Source organism: Pyxidicoccus caerfyrddinensis (assembly GCF_010894405.1).
Classification (GTDB): domain Bacteria; phylum Myxococcota; class Myxococcia; order Myxococcales; family Myxococcaceae; genus Myxococcus; species Myxococcus caerfyrddinensis.
In genome coordinates this window covers 90,767-111,008 of record NZ_JAAIYA010000009.1, presented here as the reverse complement: position 1 = coordinate 111,008, position 20,242 = coordinate 90,767, and the positions used below count along the sequence as shown (strand labels likewise).

Below are 20,242 nucleotides of genomic sequence, written 5' to 3'. Positions count from 1 at the left end.
GACGCGTCCATGGCCCTCACGCTCGAGCAGGTGCGCCACGTGGCCACGCTGGCGCGGCTGGCGCTGACTCCGGAGGAGGAGCAGCGCTTCACCACGCAGCTGTCCGCCGTGCTGGACGCGGTGGCGCAGCTCCAGTCGCTCGACGTGGAGGCCGTGGAGCCCACCTCTCACGCCACGCTCGCGGCCTCGCTGCTACGCGAGGACGTGATGAAGCCGTCGCTGCCGCCGGAGAAGTCCCTGGCCAACGCGCCGGCGAAGTCGGGCACCAGCTTCGCCGTGCCCAAAATCATCGAGTAGCCCGGAGGCTCCACGTCAATGCAGCTCACGGACCTCACGATGCTGGAGCTGGCGGCGAAGCTGGCCGAGCGGGCGGTCTCCTCCGAGGAGGCCACCCGCGCGTGCCTGGAGCGCATCCGCCAGGTGGACTCGAAGGTGCGCGCCTTCCTGCGCGTGGACGAAGAAGGCGCCCTCGCCGCCGCTCGCGCCAGCGATGCGCGGCGCAAGGCCGGCAGCCCCGCCAGCGCCCTGGACGGCGTGCCGCTGGGGCTCAAGGACATCTTCCTCACGGAAGGCGTGGAGACCACCGCGGGCTCGCGCATCCTGGAGGGCTTCGTCCCGCCCTATGACGCCACGGTGGTGCGCCTGCTGAAGGACGCGGGCCTGCCGCTGGTGGGCAAGCTGAACATGGACGAGTTCGCGATGGGCTCGTCCAACGAGTCCAGCGCGTACTTCCCCAGCCACAACCCGTGGGACCTCGCGCGCACGCCGGGAGGTTCGTCGGGAGGCTCGGCCGCGGCGGTGGCGGCGCGCGAGGTGTTCGGCGCGCTGGGCACGGACACCGGTGGTTCCATCCGCCAGCCCGCGGCCTTCACCAACACCGTGGGCCTCAAGCCCACCTATGGCCGCGTGTCGCGCTACGGAGTCATCGCGTACGCCTCGTCGCTGGACCAGCCCGGGCCCATGGCGCGCACGGTGGCGGACACGGCGGCGCTGCTGCAATTGATTGCACGGCACGACCCGCAGGACTCCACGTCGGCAGCCGTGGAGACACCGGACTACCAGGCGGACCTGGAGGCCGGCGTGCGCGGCCTGAAGCTGGGCGTGCCGCGCGAGTACTTCATCGAGGGCATCGACCCGGAGGTGGAGGCCTCCATCCGCGAGACGCTGCGCGAGTACGAGCGGCTGGGCGCGACGTTGGTGGACGTGTCGCTGCCCCACACGAAGTACGCGCTGGCCACGTACTACCTCCTCGCCTCGTCGGAGGCGTCCAGCAACCTGGCCCGCTACGACGGCATCCGCTACGGCCAGCGGGCGAAGGACGCGCGCGGGCTGAAGGAGTTGTACGCGCTGACGCGCGAGCGGGGCTTCGGGCCGGAGGTGAAGCGCCGCATCATGCTGGGCACGTACGCGCTGTCCGCCGGCTACTACGACGCCTACTACCTGCGCGCGCAGAAGGTCCGCACCCTCATCCGCGAGGACTTCACGAAGGCGTTCCAGCAGGTGGACGCGGTGCTGTCGCCCACGTCTCCGGTGCCGGCCTTCAAGCTGGGCGAGAAGGTGGACGACCCGCTGTCCATGTACCTCATGGACGTCTTCACGCTGCCGTGCAACCTGGCGGGACTGCCGGGCCTGGCCGTGCCGTGCGGCTTCACGAAGGCGGGCCTGCCGGTGGGCCTGCAGATTCTGGGGCGGCCGTTCGACGAGGCCCGCCTGCTGCGCATCGCCCGCGCCTTCGAGCGCGAGCACGACTTCTTTCGCCGCCCGGCGCCCCTGTAGGGCACGCCGGGCCGCACGCCCTGGTGACACCGCCATGCCCGTGAGCGATTTCCAGCCCGTCATCGGCCTCGAGGTCCACGCGCAGCTCCTCACGCAGTCGAAGATTTTCTGCGGCTGCTCCACCGCGTTCGGCGCCGAGCCCAACCGCAACACCTGCCCGGTGTGCCTGGGCATGCCGGGCGTGCTGCCGGTGCTCAACCAGCGCGTGGTGGAGTTCGCCGTGCGCACCGGCCTCGCGCTGGAGTGCACCGTCAAGAAGACGAGCGTGTGGAGCCGGAAGAACTACTTCTATCCGGACCTGCCGAAGGGCTACCAGATTACGCAGTACGACCTGCCCATCTGCGAGTACGGCCGGCTCGTCATCGACACGCCGCAGGGTGAGAAGGTCATCCGCGTGCGCCGCATCCACATGGAGGAGGACGCGGGGAAGAACGTGCACGACGCGGGCGGAGGCCAGAGCCTGGTGGACTTGAACCGCGCGGGCGTGCCGCTGCTCGAAATCGTCAGCGAGCCGGACCTGCGCGACGCGGACGAGGCGGTGGAGTACCTCAAGACGCTGCGCGACGTGCTCATGTACCTGGGCGTCAACGACGGCAACCTGGAGGAGGGCAGCTTCCGCTGCGACGCCAACGTGTCGGTGATGCCGAAGGGCTCGTCCACGTACGGCCAGCGCTGCGAGCTGAAGAACCTCAACTCGTTCCGCTTCCTCAAGCAGGCGGTGGAGTACGAGATTTCGCGGCAGGTGGACGTCATCGAGTCCGGCGGGAAGGTGAGCCAGGAGACGCGCCTGTGGGACGTGAACAAGGGCGTCACCCGCTCCATGCGCAGCAAGGAGGAGGCGCACGACTACCGGTACTTCCCGGAGCCGGACCTGCCGCCGCTGCACGTGAGCGATGAGGCCATCGACGCCGCGGCCAAGGCGCTGCCGGAGTTGCCCCGCGCGAAGCTGACGCGCTTCATGAGCCAGTACGGGCTGCCCGCGTATGACGCGCGCATCCTCACCGCCGAGCGCCCGCTGGCGGACTTCTTCGAGGCGTGCGCAGCGCACTACGCGGACGGGAAGAAGCTCTCCAACTGGTTCCTGGGCGAGCTGATGCGCTTGCTGAAGGAGGAGGGCACCCCCCTGTCCGCGCTGGCCTTCACCCCGGCGCAACTGGCTGAACTGCTGGGCGCGGTGGACAAGGGCACGGTGTCCTCGAACGCGGGCAAGGACGTGCTCGGGGAGATGTTCCGCACCGGCAAGGCGCCCTCGGACATCATCGCGGAGAAGGGCCTGGCGCAGGTGAGCGACACGGGCGCGATTGAAGCGGTGGTGGACGACATCCTCGCGAAGAACGCGGGCGAGGTGGAGAAGTACCGCGCCGGCAAGAAGCAGGTGTTCGGCTTCTTCGTGGGCCAGGTGATGAAGGCGATGAAGGGCAAGGGCAACCCCGCCCTCGTCAACGACTTGCTGAAGAAGAAGCTCGGCGACTAACCGCGCGCGGGCAGGGGCACGGTGACGTGGAGCACGTCCTCGTCCCGGGGATTCGCGGACTGGGCGAGCACTCGCACCTCGCCTGGTGCCGGGCGCTCGAGGATGAGCGAGGGTGCTTCGAAGGTGTTGTCGAGGAAGCCGCCCACGAGCTGCGGGTTCACCGCGTAGCGCACGCGGGTGAGGGTGCGCAGTTGCGTATAGAGCCCCTCGCTGAACCACTGCTCTCGGCGGAGCTGGGACTCGCCCGCGCCCGTGTCGTTGAAGGCCCACGGCGCATCCCAGGGCCATGCGTTGGCGGACGGCTGGGCGATGACGTCCACCCCCAGCGCGTCCAGGTACTGCGCGCAGGGGACGAAGTACGGCTCCTTCGCGGTGTGCGGCTCGCGGAAGCCGTCGTAGCAGACGAGCGTCCCCAGCCGGCCGAAGGGCGTCTGGAGCACGGGCAGGTCCTCGGGACGTCCCGGGCTGAGGTGCAGCACGTCCTCCTGCGTGGGCACCAGGTTCACCTTGCGCGTCACCGCCACGCAGCGGCCTTCAGGAGAGAAGGTGTAGCTGGTGTTGTACGTGCGCGCGCCGTCCGGCTCGAAGTCCGGCGTGTCCTGGCCCAGGCGGTTGGCGGGTAGCAGCGCGCTGCCCGCCACCACCCACAGGCCGAAGTCGCGGGCGATGCCGGAGAAGGTCTCCCACATGGCGCGGTGCACGCGGGGCGCCACCGCGGCGTAGAGGCACTCCTCCATCGTCGGGGGCCGGAAGCGGCGCCACGTGCTCCACATGGCCCGCCACTCCGCGAGCGCCATGCGTGTCATGGCGCCATTCGTGGTGCGGCAGCGACGCACGCGGGGCAGGTGCCCCATCAGTCCCAGCGCCGCGCCCACCATCTCAGGCCACACGACGAGAGCGGAGTAGAGGGGCTTGCCGTGGGCGTCCCTCGCGCGCAGGGCATCCACGCGTGTGGCCAGTGCACGGTGCTTCGCGGCGAAGGACTCGGGCGAGGCGTAGTCCTCCAGCGCGACGCGTGGCTGGACGGCGAAGAGCTCGACGTGGGAGGCGGGCAGGGGCGCGTCCATGGGGCGGCGCCGGTTACTTCAACAACCCAATCTCCCGCAGGCGCTGCTTGAGGAACGCATCCGCGGTGATGGGGGCGTGGCGCGCCGGGTTGCTTGGCGTCTGCGTGCACGGCAGCGGCTGGAGCACGCAGTCCGCGTACGGGTGCACGAAGAAGGGCAGGGAGTAGCGCACCGTGTCCTCGGCCGTGCCGCGTGGATTCACCACCCGGTGCGTGGTGGCGGGGATGACGTTGTTCGTCACGCGGCTGAGCATGTCGCCCGAGTCCACGACAATCTGCCCGCGCAGCGTGTCCACCGGCAGCCACTCACCGTCACGCGTGAGCAGCTCCAGGCCGCCCGCGGTGCCCTCGCACAGGAGGGTGATGAGGTTGATGTCCTCGTGCTCGGCGGCGCGCACTCCGCCGGGGATGAAGCGCTCCTTCAGCGGCGGGTAGTGGATGAGCCGCAGCACCGAATTGCCGTCCGTGGCCATGTCGCGGAACGTGTCGCGCTCCACGCCGAAGTACTCCGCCAGCGCCTGGAGCATCACCCCCGCCGCGCCGTCCAGCGCGGAGAAGAGCGACAGCGTGTGCTCGCGGAAGGTGGACACCTCCTCCGGCCACACGTTGGCGCCGTAGACGTCGTGGTAGCGGTGGCTTCGCGGCAGCTCGCGGCCCACGTGCCAGAACTCCTTGAGGTCGCCCACCTTGCGATTCTTGGCGTGCTCCTGGCCGTAGCCGATGTAGCCGCGCTGGCCCCCGCGCTCCCTGTCCGCGTAGCGGGCCTTCACCGCCTCGGGGAGGCCGAAGAAGCGCTCCACGTCCGAGTAGGTGCGGCGGATGAGCCCGTCATCGACGCCGTGGCCCTCCACGGTGACGAACCCGAACTCCTTGAGGCCGTCGCCGAACACCTGCACGAAGCGGGCGCGCTCCCGGGACGTGCCGGTGCGGTAGTGGGAGAGGTCGACGACGGGGATGCGACGTGCGGTGGAAGACATGGCGCCGCACTCTATCCAGCTGATGGATTCTCGGCAGGAGGTGCGTTCTGCGCGGGACGCTTGCCTGCGACCGGGGAACCGGTTGGCTCGGTACTAAGAGACATCCGCCTTTACCGACAGTGGATGCGTGAGTTCCCCGGTGTCCAAGCTGTGCAGGCAGGCCCGGGGGAGCGGTATGGCCGAGGTGAGCAGTCGAGGGGAGTGCGCGGCGTGTGGCCGGTGGCATGGGGCGGAGGCTCCTTGCTCGACGCTCGTGCGTGCGGACGCGGCGGAGGGCGGGGGGACGCCCCGGAACCGGTGTGCCTCGACGGGCGAGGAGGGGGACCCGCTGGTGGGGCAGCGCTTCGGCAGCTTCCGCCTGGTGCGTCGCCTGGGCCGGGGTGGCATGGGGGCGGTGTACCTGGGCGAGCACGTGTCGATTGGCAGCAAGGTGGCGGTGAAGGTGCTGCACGACCACCTGGCCATGTACCCGGAGCTGGTGCAGCGCTTCCACGCGGAGGCGCGGGCCGTGAATCTCATCGGCCACGAGAACATCGTCAGCATCTTCGATTTGAACGCCGCGCTGCCGCGCCCGTACCTCATCATGGAGTACCTGGACGGGGCGCCGCTGTCCGCGTGGGTGGGCACGCCGCTGCCGGCCGCGGCGGTGGTGGCCGTGCTCTCGCAGGTGTGTGACGCGCTCCAGGCCGCGCACGCGCGAGGCATCGTCCACCGCGACCTCAAGCCGGACAACGTCTTCCTCGTGCGGCGCGGGCGGGGCTCGCCCTTCGTGAAGGTGCTGGACTTCGGCATCGCCAAGCTGCTCGACGCGCAGATGCCGCAGACGCACGCGGGCATCATCGTGGGCACGCCCGAGTACATGGCCCCGGAGCAGTCCGTGGGCCGCCGTCTGGACGGGCGCGCGGACCTGTACGCGGTGGGTGTCATCGCCTACCAGCTCGTCACCGGGCGGCTGCCCTTCAACGACGAGGGGATTACCGCGCAGCTCGTGGCCCACCAGACGCGGCTGCCGCCGCCTCCGCGCTCGGTGCACCCGGGCGTGTCGCCACCCGTGGAGCGCGTCATCCTGCGCGCGCTGGCCAAGGCGCCCGAGGACCGCTACCCGTCCGCCTCCGCCCTTCGCGCCGCGCTGCAGGCCGCCATCGCGGAGGATGCCCGGGCGCCACAGGCAGAGGCGGGCCCTCTCGCCGCGACACCGCCCGCGCGGGCTCCAACGCCTTCCGGCGGGGCGCCGCGAGAGCAGGCGCAATCCGCTCCGCCCGCCGAAGTGTCGGAGCAGGGGCGGGTGCAGTCGCCTCCGGTGACGCCGGGTTCTCCAGAAACGCCGGGGCAGGGGAGGGCGTCGTCCTCACCGTCCTCGCCCGGTCAGAAGGGGCCGGACGCGCAGGGCTCATCCGCGCCTCCCGCCCAGGCCGCGACGCCCTCCCGGCCTCGCACGGTGGAGCTCCCGGTGCAGGTGGTGCTGCGCCAGGGCGAGGCGCCCGTGCGGCTGACGGGCTCGGACCTGTCCCGGGGCGGCCTGTTCCTGCACAGTGGGGGCTCGCTGCCGCCCCTGTGCGCCCGGCTGTCGGTGGTGCTGGAGCTGGAGTCCGGGCCCCAGTCGGTGCTGTGCGAGGTGGTGCGTCAGGTGCCTCCCGAGCAGGCCCGCGTCTGGGGCATGCCCACCGGCTTCGGCGTCCAGTTCGTGGAGGCCACCGCCGCCCTCAAGACCGCGGTGGATCAGCTCCTCAAGGGCGAGCCCGTGCGCCGCCCCACGCCCGGGCCCCGGGGGGACGACGCGGAGGCGGCCCGGGTGCTGGAGGCGTGGCGCCAGCGCTCGGCCGGGGACCACTACGCCGTGCTCGGGCTGCCCCCGGACGCGGACATGGAGATGGTGCGTGCCCGGACGCGCGAGGCCTGGTCCGCCATGGAGTCCCTGCGCCAGCGGCCCCTGTCCCCGTCGCAGCGCGCCCAGCTCGACGCGGTGCGGGTCCGCGTCCGCGAGGCCGGCGACGCGCTCGGGGCTCCCGTGCAGCGGGCGCTGTACGACGCGGAGCGGGGCAACCACCTGGGCGTGGCGCGGTGCCTGGAGGCCGGGCTCACGGCCGAGCAGTTGGAGTCGCTGCGGCGCGAGTTCCTCGCCCGCCATCCGCGGGCCGCGGGCCTCGCGCGCGTCCACTTCCTCTCGGGGGGCGGCGTGGAGCGCGACGGCCAGCTCGCCCGGGCGCTGGAGTTCTACGAGCGCGGCCTGTCGCTGGACCCGCTCGAGCCCGGGCTGCTCCAGCGCTACCGCGTGGTCCGCCGCGCCCTGGAGGCCCGCGCGGCCGTGACGCCGAGAAATGACAGGGCCCGGTCCCCTTGAGAGGGAGCCGGGCCCTGTGGCACCGTCGAATCAGACGACGGCGGCGACGACTACTCGCAGCTCACGCCAGAGGTCTTGTTGGCGCAGGCCTGCAGCTTGGCGACCCAGTCCGCCTCCTTGCCCGACTCGCAGTCCGGCATGTCGTTGATGCAGTCGATGGAGTCGTTCAGCTTGTCCTTGTCGTCGTCCGAGCAGTTCTCGAGGTCGTCCTTGCACTCATCGATGTCCTCGTCGGAGAACTCGAGCTCGCCCAGCGCGCCCTTGATCTCGGGACAATCGTCGGCCTTGTCGGCCAGGCCCTCATAGGCGTCCGCCGCGTCATCGCAGTAGTTGCCGCCACAGCCGGTGCCGAACACGAGAGACGACATGGCCACGAGGCCGATCATGATCTTCTTCATTGTGGATTCCCCCTCGAATAGAGGTTGGTAGAACGGCACCCATGCTAGCCGCCGTAGGCCCGCTTTTCAGTTAACATTGGATTCGGGAGTGAGTAAACCTCTTGGAAGTGTGCGGGATGATCCTTCATCCGCCTTGACTCCCCAGGGCATCTCCCGTAAATCCCGCCGCCTTTGGCGCAATTGGATGGTGGACCCGTCCGAAATGCGCGGTCGATTCCAAGGGTTGACCCAACCCGAAAGCTGACAGGGGTTAGACGATGTACGCAGTCATTCGCACGGGCGGGAAGCAGTACCGCGTCGCCGAGGGCGATGTGCTCCGGATCGAGAAGATCGCTGGAGACATCGGCGCCGAGGTGACCTTCACGGACATCCTCATGCTGGGTGGTACGGACAGCCCCAAGGTGGGCAAGCCGACCGTCTCGGGCGCTCGCGTGGTGGGCAAGGTCCTGGCTCAGGACAAGCACCGCCGCGTCCTCCATTTCCGCAAGGAGAAGGAGGGCTGGACGCGCCGCCGTGGCCATCGTCAGCCGTACACCGAGGTGAAGGTCACCTCCATCGCCGGCTAGTCCGGTCGGATTCCCCTCAAACTTCAGGAGCAAGGTGTCATGGCCCATAAAAAGGGACAGGGTTCTTCGCGCAACGGGCGTGATTCCAACCCGCAGTATCGTGGTGTGAAGGTGTACGGCGGTGAGACGGTGTCGGCCGGCAGCATCCTGGTTCGCCAGGTGGGCACGGTCATCCACGCCGGCTCCAACGTGAAGCTCGGCCGCGACTTCACCCTCTACTCGGTGGTCGACGGCGTGGTGAAGTACGAGCGCCTGGGCCGCGACAAGAAGAAGGTCTCGGTCTACCCGGCCGCTGCCCAGCCGAGCGCCTGACGGTTCGCCGGCCTCATGGCCGGCAGCCGTGTGGCACCCACGAGCGGGTCGCTTCTCCAGTCCACGCGCCCATTTCGGCGGCGGGACGCGAGGGCGGCCCGCTCTGCGTTTTTCCAGGAGTCTTAGATGAAGTTCGTCGATGAGGTCCGCATCTTCGTGAAGGGGGGCGATGGCGGTAACGGCTCCGTCTCCTTCCGGCGGGAGAAGTACATCGAGCGTGGCGGCCCCAACGGGGGAGACGGTGGCAACGGTGGCTCCGTCATCTTCGTGGCGGATCCGCAGCTCACCACGCTGCTCGACTACCGCTACCAGCAGCACCACTTCGCGAAGTCCGGCGAGCACGGCATGGGCAACGACTGCAACGGTCGTGGCGCCGAGGACATGATTCTCCGGGTGCCGGTGGGCACGCTGGTGAAGGACGCTGCGACGGAGGACCTGCTGGTGGACCTGGGCGAGCCCGGGCAGCGCTGGGTGGCGGCGCAGGGCGGCCGGGGCGGCCTGGGCAACATGAACTTCGCCACGTCCACGCGGCAGACGCCGCGCTTCGCGCAGGACGGGACGAAGGGCGAGGAGAAGACGCTGCGGCTGGAGCTGAAGCTGCTGGCGGACGTGGGTCTGCTGGGCTTCCCCAACGCTGGCAAGAGCACCTTCATCTCCCGGGTGAGTCGGGCGCGTCCGAAGATTGCGGACTACCCCTTCACCACGCTGGTCCCCAACCTGGGCATGGTCCAGTACAAGGACGGCCTGTCGTTCGTGATGGCGGACATCCCCGGCATCATCGAGGGCGCCAGCGAGGGCGTGGGCCTGGGGCACCAGTTCCTGCGGCACGTGGAGCGCTGCAAGGTGCTGATCCACCTCATCGACATGGGCGCGCAGGGCGAGGGCCGCGAGCCGCTGCACGACTTCGACGTGCTCAACACGGAGCTGGCGAAGTACAGCGAGGAGCTGTCGTCCAAGCCGCAGGTGGTGGCCGCCAACAAGCTGGACCTGCCCGATGCGCAGGAGAAGCTGGCCGCCTTCACCGAGGCGCTGCGCGAGCGCGGCACCCGCGTCTACCCCGTGTCCTGCGTCACCGGCGAGGGCATGCAGGCGCTGATGGACTCGGTGGCGGAGGTGCTCTTCACCGGCCGCACGGCGAAGCTGCACGTGGAGAAGCCCGTCCGGGCCGCGCCGGCGCGCAAGGCCGCGTCCGTGGCGAAGGCGGCTCCGGCGAAGAAGGCTCCGGCTCGCAAGGCCGCGACTCCGGCGAAGAAGGCACCGGCGCGCAAAGCCGCGGCTCCGGCGAAGAAGGCTCCGGCGCGCAAGGCCGCCGCGAAGAAGGCTCCGGCGCGCAAGGCCGCGAGCACCGGGCGTGCCGCCATGAAGAAGGCTCCGGCCGCGAAGAAGGCGGCTCCGGCGAAGAAGGCCGCGGCGAAGAAGGGGGCCGCGCGCAAGGCTTCCGCGAAGCGGGCAGCGGTGGCGAAGAAGCGGCCGGCCGCGAAGCCGACCCGGACCGTGAAGAAGGCACCGGCGCGCAAGCCCGGCGGCAGGAGGTCCTGAGGCGATGTCCGGCGGCGGTGCTGGTTACGAGCGCTTCGAGAAGGAGCAGTACGAGCCGGAGCAGTTCCTGCTCGATGCGCGCAAGGAGAAGATCGACAGGGTCATCAGCCAGCGCACTCGCAACTTCACCGTCGTCCTGGACCGGCTGGAGGACAGCTTCAACATGGCCGCGGTGCTGCGCACCTGCGAGTCCTTCGGCGTCCAGGAGGTGCACGTCGTCATCAACCCCGAGGCCCCCTTCGTTCCCAACTCGAAGGTGGCCCAGGGGTGTGACAAGTGGCTGGACGTGAAGCTCTACAAGAGCTTCGCCGAGTGCCGCGAGCACCTGAAGTCGCGCGGCTTCCTCCTCTACGCCTCCGCCATCCGTGAGGGGGCCACCAGCCTCTACTCCATGCGCTTCGAGGCGAAGACGGCGCTTGTCTTCGGCAACGAGCGGCGCGGGGTGAGCGAGGAGGTGCTGAACGCCGTGGACGGCACCTTCTGGGTGCCCATGCGGGGCTTCAGCCAGAGCCTCAACATCTCCGCCGCCGCCTCGGCCTGCATCAGCCGGGCGGTCGCCTGGCGGGACGAGCACCTGGGGGGCTCGGGGGACCTGCCCCCCGAGGAGGCCCAGGCCCTGCGCGAGCGCTTCTACGTGCTGTCCATCAAACAGAGGAAGCGCATCTTCAAGACGCAGCCATGAATGCCGTGCCCCTCTTCCCCGTCGGTATGGGGTAGATGGACGCCGCTGGCCTACACGGCCCGCCTGGAGATGCACGCCATGTTCCTGGAAACCCTGCTCGCCACGCTCCTGTCCGCGGTCACGCCGGCCTCCGCCACCCAGGCCGCTCCCACCGACAGCGCGGTGAAGCCCGCGGTGGTGGCCCAGGCCGCGCCGACGCCCGCTCCCGCCCCGAAGCCCGCGGGTGAGGCGACCAAGGCGCCCCAGGGGACCAAGGCCACGGAGACGCCGGCTGCCGCCACCCCGGCGAAGCCCGCCGAGGCTGGCAAGCCCGCCGAGGCCGGCAAGCCCGCCACCGCGCCGCAGGGCAAGCCCGCGCAGGCGGCGCCCGCGAAGCCCGCCCCGGCGATGACGCCGGAGGTGAAGTCGCTGGTGGACCGGATGCAGGCCTTCTACGAGAAGACGGGCGACTTCCGTTCCGGCTTCCGGCAGGACTACAAGTACAAGACCTTCCGGCGCACGCAGACGTCCGAGGGCACCGTCACCTACAAGAAGCCGGGCCTGATGCGCTGGGAGTACCAGAAGCCCACCGCGCGCACCTTCGTGCTGGCCGGCAACAAGATATATGCGTACGACCCGGCCGCGCAGAGCCTCACGGTGGGCGGCGTGGACACGAGCCAGCTCTCCGCGTCGGTGACGTTCCTCTTCGGCCAGGGGAAGCTGGCGGACGAGTTCGCCATCACCAAGGGCGCGTGCAAGGACTGCAAGGGCACGCTGCTGGTGCTGGACCCGCTGAAGACCGAGCCCCGCTTCCGCCAGGTGCGCCTGGAGGTGGACCCGGCCACGGCGCAGGTGCTCAAGAGCACCGTGGTGGACCCGGACGGCAGCGAGAACACCATCTCCTTCCTGGGCCTGAAGACGAACGTGGGCATCGACGCGGACAGCTTCAAGCTGGACGTGCCGGACGACACCCGCGTGGACGACTTCACCAAGGCCAAGAAGCAGTAACCTGCGGGACGTGCGCGGCGCGTTCCTCCTCGCGGGTGTGGTGATGCTGGCCGGGTGCCATCGAGGCGCCACGGCCTCCGGCCCCGCGCCTTCCCAGGGCTTCGCGGGGCACACCCTGCCGCTGTTGGCCTCGCCCGCGCTGCGGCTCACCGTGGCGGGGCGGCTGGGCACGCATGCGGTGCCGGTGGTGCTGGACGTGGCGCGGCCCCTGTCGCTCGTCTCGAAGGGCTGCTTCGAGGGGCTACTTCCCGCGCCCGAGGGCACGGTGCGCGCGCCGGAGCCCGCGGGTGGGTTCCGCTCCTGGCCGGTGGTGCGGCTGCCCGCCTTCTCCGTGGGGCCGGTGGTGTCGCCAATGCGCACCGCGGGCCTGTCCGGCGAGCGCGCCTGCGCGGTGACGCTGGGCGCGGACGTCCTGGAGCCCTATGCGCTCACCGTGGACCCGCTGCGCCGTGAGGTCACCTTCTCCGCGTCCCGTGCGCGCGAGGCGTATGCCGCGGAGGCCGCCGCGTCGGATGCCGCTCGCGAGGTGCACGTGGTGGAGCTCAGCCGCGAGCCGCTGGGGGACTGGCCGCTGCTGGCCGCGCGCGTGAGGCAGGGAGAGGCGGACCTGACGGGGCCGTTCGTCCTGGGCTCGCGCGAGCCGTTCTCCCGGCTGGCGGTGGGCCCGGCCGAGGCGCAGGGGCTGCAGCCGCTGGAGACGGCGGCCAACCTGCCGGCGCGCACCTTCGCGGTGGACGCGGTGGAGGTGTCGGAGGGCGTGGGGGCGCGACCACTGGTCGTGGAGGCGGCGGGGCGGTGGGACTCGCCGAGCAGCCTGGGACGGCTGGGGCCGGACGTCTGGGGCCGCTTCACCGCGACGCTCGACGCGAAGGGTGGGGCGCTGGTGCTGCGGAGGCCGCGCGTGGGGCCGCCGGTGGCACCTCCGGCTTCGGCTGAGCCTCCTCTCGCGTCGGGCCCTGCCCCGAGCTCGGCTCCTTCCGTGGGCGCACCCGCCGCGTCGGTTTCGCCCCCGGCTCCCGCGGCATCGGCGCCGACTTCCGTGGGGGCCTCGCCTCCTGCGCCGGGCGCACCCCCGGCTCCCGCTGAGCGCCAGCGGTGCGCCAGCCCGGGCGGCACCTACAGCGAAGAGGCCTGCTACGGCCTCCACGTGCGCCGCGAGCCGGACGGCAGCGTGTCCGTCAGCGGCGCCGTGTACCGCGACCTGCCCGAGGGCGGGCGGCTGCACCTGGAGCCCGTGGGCGCGGATGGCCAGCGGCTCGAGACGGGCTGCGGCGTGGGACTGAGCTTCCCCTCGACCAGCCGGGGACTGACGACGCAGCACCGGTTGCCGTGGACCTCGCTCGCGCAGGCGCTGCCCGCCTGCCATGCGGCGCTGGCCACGGCCACCGGCTTCACGTTGGCCCTGTTCGAGGAGGGCCGCCAGCCCGAGTGCCCCACGGCCTGCGCCTTCGTCACCGAGGCCGCCTCACGCCGTACCGTCTGCGAGTGCCAGCCCACCCCCCTGGGCGAGGGCGTGGGGCTGCCCTCCCGCACGTCACCCTCGCGCGAGCCTCCCCCGGAAGAGCGCGAGCTGGAGCCCGAGGACCCGAAGTAGAAGGCGGGGCGGAGGGCTGGCGGACTGACGGGGGGCCGCGACAGTCCCACGCCGGTTGCCTGGACAGTCGGCGGGGCCTGCGTTCTGCTCCGGGCTCCACGTCCCACGGGTTTCCTCCTTCATGCGACCGCCCCCGACCGAGTTCGACCGTCAGTACACCGAGCAGCGCCATTCCATCGAGCTGGCCCGCCAATACCTGGAGAAGGAGGGCTTCGCGCGGATGCAGCGCGTGCTCGTGAAGGACGTGGAGCGGGGCAAGCTGACGAAGGAGGAGGGCGCGGGCGCCGTCCGCTACGCGCTGCTGGCCGTCGTCGAGCGCGTGGCCGCGCGCGTCGGCTACACGCGCTACGTCGAGCTGATGAAGGACCCGGAGATGGCGGACGCGATGCGCTTCGCCTTGGACGACATCAGCGAGCGGCACAAGGTCGAGGCGCCCGAGGCCCGTGAGCGGCTGCGCCAGTCCACCTTCCAGACCGTCCTCCGCCACTGGCACCTCGTCGCCCACGAGCAGCGCGGCCGGCAGCGCTACGAGGTGACGGCGGACCTCGCCCGTCGACTGCTGACGGGGACGCCGCCCACGCTGCCGTGTGATGACGTGAAGCTGCCGGTGGACTCGCTGGTGCTGGTGGTGCCCGAAGAGCTCGGCCTCGTGGGCCGGCTGCCCGGCGGCGGCATGGCGCCGATTACCGAAATCTACGCGGTGGAGTCCCCCGCGCCCGAGGGGCGCTACTGGTTCCTCTGGCTCAGCATGCGTGAGCCCTCGGGCACCGCGGCGTTCTCCCTCGTCAACGTGTACCTCGCGCCGGGGACGACGCTGGGGCAGGCCGTCCTCCTCACCCGCAGCGAGGGTGGCCCCGGACAGGACCCGGGCTGGGAGAACGCCTGCGTGCTCCTGGCGGGCGCCGCGCACTACCTCGCGTCGGGCGGCACCACGCGCCAGGACTGGTACGACGAGACGGCGCGCGACCTGCACGAGAAGCTGGCCGCGCTGCCGAAGGGGATGCAGAAGGAGCGGGAGAAGCTGCGCGAGCGGCTGCAGGCCGTCAGCCCGGGCCGTCGCATCATCCTGGAGGACGCGCCCACGAAGTGAGCGCGTCGCACCGCGCGGGCCGTGGCGCACTCGCCACGGCCCGGGTGACTCACTACTCCGCGCGCGTCGACGGGCGCGGCTTCGCAGTCATGGGCACCGGCGCGGGGTGCGCGTCGCGGGCGGTGTGCGTGCGCTGCTTCGGGTCCGGGCGCTCCACCACGCGGCCGACCAGGTCGTAGTCGTGGGCCTCCGTCACCTCCACCGTGACGAGCTCCCCCGGGTACGCCAGGCCGTCGTTGATGTACACGAGCCCGTCGATGTCCGGCGCCTGGCCCTGGTGGCGGCCCACCAGCAGGTGCTCCGTCTCCGGCGCGGGGCCTTCCACCAGCACCTCCAGCCGCTTCCCCACGAGCTTCTTGTTCTGCTCGCGGTTGATGCGCTTCTGGATGGCCATCACCTCGCGCCACCGGCGCTCAATCGTCTTCTGCGGCACCTTGTCCGGAAGGTCGAACGCGGCGGTGCCCTCCTCGTCGGAGTACTGGAAGACGCCCAGCCGCTCGAAGCGCTGCGCCTTCACGAACTCCTTCAGCATCTCGAAGTCTTCTTCCGTCTCACCCGGCAGGCCGACGATGAGCGAGGTGCGCATCACCAGCCCGGGCACGCGCTCGCGCAGCTTCGTCAGCAGGCCCTTGAGGAACTCCGAGTTGCGGCCGCGCTTCATGGACAGCAGCAGCTTGTCGCTGACGTGCTGCACCGGCATGTCCAGGTAGCGGGCAATCTTCGGCTCCGACGCCATGACGTCGATGAGCTCGTCCGGGAACACACGCGGGTACGCGTAGTGGAGGCGGATCCACTTCACGTCCACCTGCACCAGCGCCTTGAGCAGGTCGTGCAGCTTCGGCTTGCCCGGCAGGTCATGCCCGTACGCGGTGAGGTCCTGCGCGACGAGGTTCAGCTCCTGCACGCCGCTCTCCACCAGCCGCTTCGCCTCGATGAGGATGTCGTCGATGGGGCGCGAGCGCTGCCCGCCGCGCAGCGTGGGGATGATGCAGAAGGCGCAGGCGTTGTCGCAGCCCTCGGACACCTTGAGGTACGCCGTGTACTTCGGCATCGAGTTGACGCGCGGCGTGTTGGAGTCGTGGATGTAGTCGGGGTCCGGAATCACCTGACGCGGCGACGCCTCGGCGGCGAGCAGGTCGCCAATCTGCGCGTAGGCGCTGGTGCCCAGGAAGTGGTCGACCTCCGGCATCTCCTTCGACAGCTCCTGGCCGTAGCGCTGGGACAGACAGCCCGTCACCACCAGCGTCTTGCAGACGCCGGACTTCTTCAGCTCCGCCATCTCCAGGATGGAGTCCACCGACTCCTGCTTCGCCGGGCCGATGAAGGCGCACGTGTTGACGACGATGACCTGGGCTTCGGAGGCCTCCTGCACCAGCTTGTAGCCGTGGTGCTGCAACGTGCCCAGCATCACCTCGGAGTCCACCCGGTTCTTCGGGCAGCCGAGGGTCATCATGTACAGGCTCTTGGTGTCTTCCACTGCGTCTACCGCTTTCCGAGTTCGGTTCGCTCGAAGTGGTCTCCACTCCAGGCGAAGTTCATGGTCGCGCCGTTCGAGTAACCGATGGCCAGCGCTCCCTCTTCATCCAGCTCCATCGAAGCAGCCCGGCCCAGCGCGCAGGTGGCGGCCGGCCACTCGAGCACCCGAAGCGCCGTCTTCCCCGTCACCAGGTACAGCCCCACCCGCAATTCACTTTCGGAGTCACACCGACCGTCGACGGCATAGGGATTCTTCCCCGTGAGCACCGAGACAATCGGGCGCCCGTCCGGCAGGCTGAGCGTCTCCGGGACATTCACGCCCATCTTCGTCGCATCCAGCGCCTGTGGCACCACCAGCGCGTGCAGCGAGGAGGGAGTCAGGGGCACGTCCGCCTGGGCCCAGGCCGGGTAGCTGAACGCGTCCCAGCCCAGCCAGCCGTCCTTCGCGGGCTCCAGCGCGTTGACGGCCTCCGGCGGCTTCAGCTTGAGCGCCTTGCGCACGTCGTCCGGCAGCCGGAGCGCGTCGCCCACCATGGTGCCGCTCTGGCAGTTGGAGACGGACGTCGTCTTGCCGCCCGTGCCGTCCTGGTCCTCGTAGGTGAGGCACAGGTCCATCACCAGCGGGTCTTTCGCGGGGAAGCGGGGGAAGGCGCGCACGGGGATGGCGGCCATCAGCGCCAGCGTGTTGCCCCGGCGCTGCACGGCCGCGTTCACCTTCTCCTGGGCGAAGGCCGGCGTGCCGCTCTCCGCGCCGGACGCGCGCTTGCCGTCGAAGGCGAAGCGCCACAGGTGGCCGGTGGCGGTGGGGCCGGCACCCGGGAAGAAGAGGGACACGGTGAGCAGGTCCGCCGCGCCGAGCTGGTCGTCCGTGGCTTCCACGCCCACATAGAGGGTGTCCTTGCGGTAGCCCACCTTCGCGGTGAAGGACGCGCTGGCCCCCGCCACGGGCACGGGCTTGAGCACCAGCGGCGAGGCGAGGCCCTTGAGGCCGCTCTGGAAACTCGGAGCCTTCGTCAGCGAGGGCACCGGCTTCGAGGCGCGCTCCTCCTGGGCGGAAGCCACGGCCGGGACACAGAGCATGAAGAGGGACAGGGCGGCGGCGCGCATGGGGCGTCTTCTCTAATCGCGGAAGTTGGTGAACTGCATGTCCAGCTTCAGCCGGTCCTGCTCCTGGCGGAACAGGGCGATGGCGGCCTGCAGGTCGTCCCGGTTCTTCCCGGTGACGCGGAGCTGGTCCGCCTGGATGGAGCCCTGCACCTTCATCTTCGAGTCCTTCAAGAGCTTCACCAGCTCCTTGGACTTCTCCACGGGGATTCCCTGCTGGAGCTTGATGACCTGCTTCACGTTGTGCAGGCCCGTCTTCTCGATGTCGCCGTACTCCAGCGCGCGCAGGCTGATGTTGCGCTTGGCCAGCTTCACCAGCAGCACTTCCTTGGCGGCCTGGACGCGCTCTTCACTGTTGGCCTTCACGGTGATGGCGGTATGGTCCGGGGCGACCACGACGTCCGCCTGGGCGCCCTGGAAGTCATAGCGGGTGCTGAGCTCCTTCTTGGTCTGATTGACCGCGTTGTCGAGCTCGGCGAGGTCGATTTTCGAGACGACGTCGAAGGATGGCATCGGCCGGGGCCCTTACCATACCTACACCCGGACGACCATGGGCACCACCAGGGGCCGCCGGGAGGTGTACAGCTTGAAGGCGCGGCGTACCGCCCGGGTGAGTTCCTCTCGCACCAGGGCGTCATCCCCCCGGAGCTGGGGCGACAGGGCCTCGAAGAGGGTGCGGGCCTCCTGGGCCACCCGGGGGAGGATCACCTGTTCGTCCAGGTTCAGTCCCTGGCCTGACAGTTGAGGACCGGCCACCAGCTTCTGGTTGTCCCGCTGGAGGACGACGACGGCCGCCACCATGCCCGTCTCGGACAGCCTCACGCGCTCCTGCAGGGCGTCCGGGGTGATGATGCCGCTGCTGGAGCGGTCCTTGAGGACTCGGCCCGCCGGCACGCTGCCGCTGAAGCGGCCCCGGCCCTGGTCGAACGTCACCACGTCTCCGTCCTGTGCCAGCAGGCACTGCGCGGGGTCCATCCCCGCCTCGCGCGCGGTGGCCAGGTGCCGGTGCAGGTGGCGGCCCTCGCCGTGGACGGGGACGAAGTGGCGCGGGCGCACCAGGTCCAATACCCGACGCTGCTGTGGCCGGCTGGCGTGGCCGGAGACGTGGACGCCTGGCTCCAGCTGCGCGTAGGCGACCTTCGCGCCGCGCCACTGGAGGTCGTCGATGAGGGCGCCCACGGAGCGCTCGTTGCCGGGGATGGGGCGCGAGCTGAGCACCACCAGGTCTCCGGGGTCCAGGCGCACGGGCCCATCTCCGGAGGCGAGCTGCGACAGGCCCGCGCGGGGCTCGCCCTGCGCGCCGGTGGTGATGACGAGCACGCGGTGGGCCGCCAGCTGCGCCACCGTGTCCAGGTGGATGAAGAGCGAGTCGGGCACGTCCAGGTAGCCCAGCTCGCGCGCCATCTCCACGTTGCGAATCATGCTCCGGCCCTGGAGGGCCACCTTGCGCCCCAGCCGCTCGGCGAGCGCGAGGAGGTGCCGCACGCGGTGCAGATTGGAGGAGAAGAGGGCGACGATGATGCGGCCGGTGGCGCCGGTGAAGAGGCGCTCGAAGGTCTGCTCCACCACGCGCTCGCTGCCCGTCTCCTCGGTGAGCTCGGAGTTGGTGGAGTCCGACAGGAGGCACAGCACGCCTTCTTCACCGGCCTCGCCCCAGCGCTCCAGGTCCGTGCGCAGCCCGTCGATGGGGTCCGGGTCCAGCTTGAAGTCCCCGGTGTGGATGAGGGTGCCCTCGGGGGTGCGGATGATGAAGCCCACCGCGTCCGGCACGGTGTGCGTGACGCGGCTCGCCTCCACCTTGAACGCGGTGCCGACGGGGAAGGGCTCACGCGGCTCGATTTCGCGCAGGTCCGCATCCAGCCCCATCTCGTTGAGCCGGTGGCGCGCCATGGCCAGCGTGAAGCGCGTGCCGTAGACGGGGACGGGGACTTCGTTGAGCAGGTAGGGGAGCGCGCCGAGGTGGTCCTCGTGGCCGTGCGTGAGCAACACGCCCTTGAGCTGGGCGGCGTTCTGCTTCAGGTGGGTGAAGTCCGGGATGATGATGTCCACCCCGGGCATGCCCGCCGAGGGGAACATCAGCCCGGCGTCGATGAGCAGCATCTCCCCGCGACAGGCGACGACCATCGAGTTGAGGCCGATTTCGCCGAGGCCGCCCAGGGGAATGACGTGAAGCATTTGACGGAAGTCTAAGGACTCACGTCGTCGCGCGTGTTGGAAAGTTGCATGGCGAGGAGGCAGGAAGGCGTCCGTGCCCGTTCGCCAGCCCCCCAGGCCGGCGGCGTTCGAGGGCGGCGGCAGCTCAGGAAATGCGGATGGGGATGCCCTTGCCGCGTGTCCCGCCGCAGTCCACCACCTGGCAGGCCATATGCCCGCCGAGCCGGAAGAAGGGCTTGAAGATGTGCGGCAGATGGACCCAGGGCCTCAGCGCGGTGCCACACCAGGGCTTCAGGGGCGAGCCGTGCCATGGCCGCAGGGGAAGGGGCGCCGCGTGGGGCTGGCTCTTGCACGCGCTGATGCGCACGGGGATGCCCCGGCCGGTGGGCGGCGCGAAGCGGTCGACGACGGCCTCACCGCGGCCCTGGCGCGGACCGGCCGGGCGGGGAGTGGACGGCATGGGCCACCGGGGCGTCTGGGGCAGCAGCTCCTTCAGCACGCGACCCAGCAGCCGGAGCTGCGGGAACAGGGCCCGGAAGGCCGGCGTCCGCGCGGAGGCGGCGGACAGGACGGCGGCGGCGGGACGCGAAGCGGTGGGGCTGGTGGGAGCCTGCTGGGTAGGGATGCGCACGACGCAACTCCGGTCGGGTGGAACGACACCCGCGTAGAACCTCTGTCCTGGTTATCGGGACGAGGTCCTCCGGAA

General features: G+C 70.5%; 19 protein-coding genes. 11 read left to right on the top strand and 8 right to left on the bottom strand.

Annotated features, from left to right (window positions below; translation table 11 throughout):
• Positions 1 to 9: 9 nt before the first annotated feature.
• The 3 genes from gatC to gatB are packed head-to-tail and all read left to right on the top strand — an operon-like array spanning position 10 to position 3,250.
• On the top strand, positions 10 to 297 hold the full coding sequence (gene gatC / locus G4D86_RS22695) for an Asp-tRNA(Asn)/Glu-tRNA(Gln) amidotransferase subunit GatC (RefSeq protein WP_163996088.1): 288 nt from the start codon (positions 10 to 12) through the stop codon (positions 295 to 297).
• Between the two features lie 18 nt (positions 298 to 315).
• Positions 316 to 1,776: an Asp-tRNA(Asn)/Glu-tRNA(Gln) amidotransferase subunit GatA gene (gatA, locus tag G4D86_RS22690; RefSeq protein ID WP_163996087.1), complete on the top strand. Its 1,461-nt coding sequence runs from the start codon at positions 316 to 318 to the stop codon at positions 1,774 to 1,776.
• Between the two features lie 34 nt (positions 1,777 to 1,810).
• On the top strand, positions 1,811 to 3,250 hold the full coding sequence (gene gatB, locus G4D86_RS22685) for an Asp-tRNA(Asn)/Glu-tRNA(Gln) amidotransferase subunit GatB (RefSeq protein WP_163996086.1): 1,440 nt from the start codon (positions 1,811 to 1,813) through the stop codon (positions 3,248 to 3,250).
• On the opposite strand, the gene G4D86_RS22680 is transcribed toward gatB, so the two are convergent.
• Entirely contained in the window at positions 3,247 to 4,317 is a 1,071-nt protein-coding gene (locus tag G4D86_RS22680) for a carbon-nitrogen hydrolase family protein (protein WP_163996085.1), read from the bottom strand. The genes gatB and G4D86_RS22680 overlap by 4 nt on opposite strands.
• A gap of 13 nt (positions 4,318 to 4,330) precedes the next feature.
• On the bottom strand, positions 4,331 to 5,293 hold the full coding sequence (locus tag G4D86_RS22675; protein ID WP_163996084.1) for an isopenicillin N synthase family dioxygenase: 963 nt from the start codon (positions 5,291 to 5,293) through the stop codon (positions 4,331 to 4,333).
• Positions 5,294 to 5,468: 175 nt separating this feature from the next.
• Between G4D86_RS22675 and G4D86_RS22670 the strand changes: the two genes are divergently transcribed.
• The gene (locus G4D86_RS22670) at positions 5,469 to 7,634 is read left to right on the top strand and encodes a protein kinase domain-containing protein (protein ID WP_163996083.1); all 2,166 of its coding nucleotides are present in this window, start codon (positions 5,469 to 5,471) and stop codon (positions 7,632 to 7,634) included.
• A gap of 50 nt (positions 7,635 to 7,684) precedes the next feature.
• On the opposite strand, the gene G4D86_RS22665 is transcribed toward G4D86_RS22670, so the two are convergent.
• Entirely contained in the window at positions 7,685 to 8,032 is a 348-nt protein-coding gene (locus G4D86_RS22665) for a hypothetical protein (RefSeq protein ID WP_163996082.1), read from the bottom strand.
• A gap of 257 nt (positions 8,033 to 8,289) precedes the next feature.
• Between G4D86_RS22665 and rplU the strand changes: the two genes are divergently transcribed.
• The 7 genes from rplU to G4D86_RS22630 all read left to right on the top strand — a co-directional run bounded on the left by rplU (position 8,290) and on the right by G4D86_RS22630 (position 14,802).
• Positions 8,290 to 8,598: a 50S ribosomal protein L21 gene (gene rplU / locus G4D86_RS22660; RefSeq protein ID WP_163996081.1), complete on the top strand. Its 309-nt coding sequence runs from the start codon at positions 8,290 to 8,292 to the stop codon at positions 8,596 to 8,598.
• 39 nt (positions 8,599 to 8,637) lie between these two features.
• Entirely contained in the window at positions 8,638 to 8,910 is a 273-nt protein-coding gene (rpmA, locus tag G4D86_RS22655) for a 50S ribosomal protein L27 (RefSeq protein ID WP_163996080.1), read from the top strand.
• Positions 8,911 to 9,036: 126 nt separating this feature from the next.
• Positions 9,037 to 10,449: a GTPase ObgE gene (gene obgE / locus G4D86_RS22650; protein ID WP_163996079.1), complete on the top strand. Its 1,413-nt coding sequence runs from the start codon at positions 9,037 to 9,039 to the stop codon at positions 10,447 to 10,449.
• A 4-nt stretch (positions 10,450 to 10,453) separates the two neighbouring features.
• A complete protein-coding gene (locus G4D86_RS22645; protein WP_163996078.1) occupies positions 10,454 to 11,131 on the top strand; it encodes a TrmH family RNA methyltransferase in 678 nt (225 codons plus the stop codon).
• A gap of 78 nt (positions 11,132 to 11,209) precedes the next feature.
• Positions 11,210 to 12,118, top strand: coding sequence for a LolA family protein (locus G4D86_RS22640; RefSeq protein ID WP_163996077.1), 909 nt, complete (start codon positions 11,210 to 11,212; stop codon positions 12,116 to 12,118).
• Positions 12,119 to 12,128: 10 nt separating this feature from the next.
• Positions 12,129 to 13,712: a hypothetical protein gene (locus G4D86_RS22635; protein WP_240360415.1), complete on the top strand. Its 1,584-nt coding sequence runs from the start codon at positions 12,129 to 12,131 to the stop codon at positions 13,710 to 13,712.
• Positions 13,713 to 13,833: 121 nt separating this feature from the next.
• On the top strand, positions 13,834 to 14,802 hold the full coding sequence (locus tag G4D86_RS22630; protein WP_163996076.1) for a hypothetical protein: 969 nt from the start codon (positions 13,834 to 13,836) through the stop codon (positions 14,800 to 14,802).
• A gap of 52 nt (positions 14,803 to 14,854) precedes the next feature.
• Here the strand turns inward: G4D86_RS22630 and rimO are convergent, their stop codons facing one another.
• The 5 genes from rimO to G4D86_RS22605 all read right to left on the bottom strand — a co-directional run bounded on the left by rimO (position 14,855) and on the right by G4D86_RS22605 (position 20,167).
• The gene (gene rimO / locus G4D86_RS22625; RefSeq protein ID WP_420821864.1) at positions 14,855 to 16,252 is read right to left on the bottom strand and encodes a 30S ribosomal protein S12 methylthiotransferase RimO; all 1,398 of its coding nucleotides are present in this window, start codon (positions 16,250 to 16,252) and stop codon (positions 14,855 to 14,857) included.
• 32 nt (positions 16,253 to 16,284) lie between these two features.
• Positions 16,285 to 17,385, bottom strand: coding sequence for a DOMON domain-containing protein (locus G4D86_RS22620; RefSeq protein ID WP_163996074.1), 1,101 nt, complete (start codon positions 17,383 to 17,385; stop codon positions 16,285 to 16,287).
• A gap of 12 nt (positions 17,386 to 17,397) precedes the next feature.
• Positions 17,398 to 17,895 carry a YajQ family cyclic di-GMP-binding protein gene (locus G4D86_RS22615; protein WP_163996073.1) on the bottom strand — a complete coding sequence of 166 codons (498 nt, stop codon included), beginning with the start codon at positions 17,893 to 17,895 and terminating at the stop codon, positions 17,398 to 17,400.
• A gap of 21 nt (positions 17,896 to 17,916) precedes the next feature.
• Entirely contained in the window at positions 17,917 to 19,557 is a 1,641-nt protein-coding gene (locus tag G4D86_RS22610; protein WP_163996072.1) for a ribonuclease J, read from the bottom strand.
• Positions 19,558 to 19,681: 124 nt separating this feature from the next.
• On the bottom strand, positions 19,682 to 20,167 hold the full coding sequence (locus G4D86_RS22605; protein ID WP_163996071.1) for a hypothetical protein: 486 nt from the start codon (positions 20,165 to 20,167) through the stop codon (positions 19,682 to 19,684).
• Positions 20,168 to 20,242: the final 75 nt, after the last annotated feature.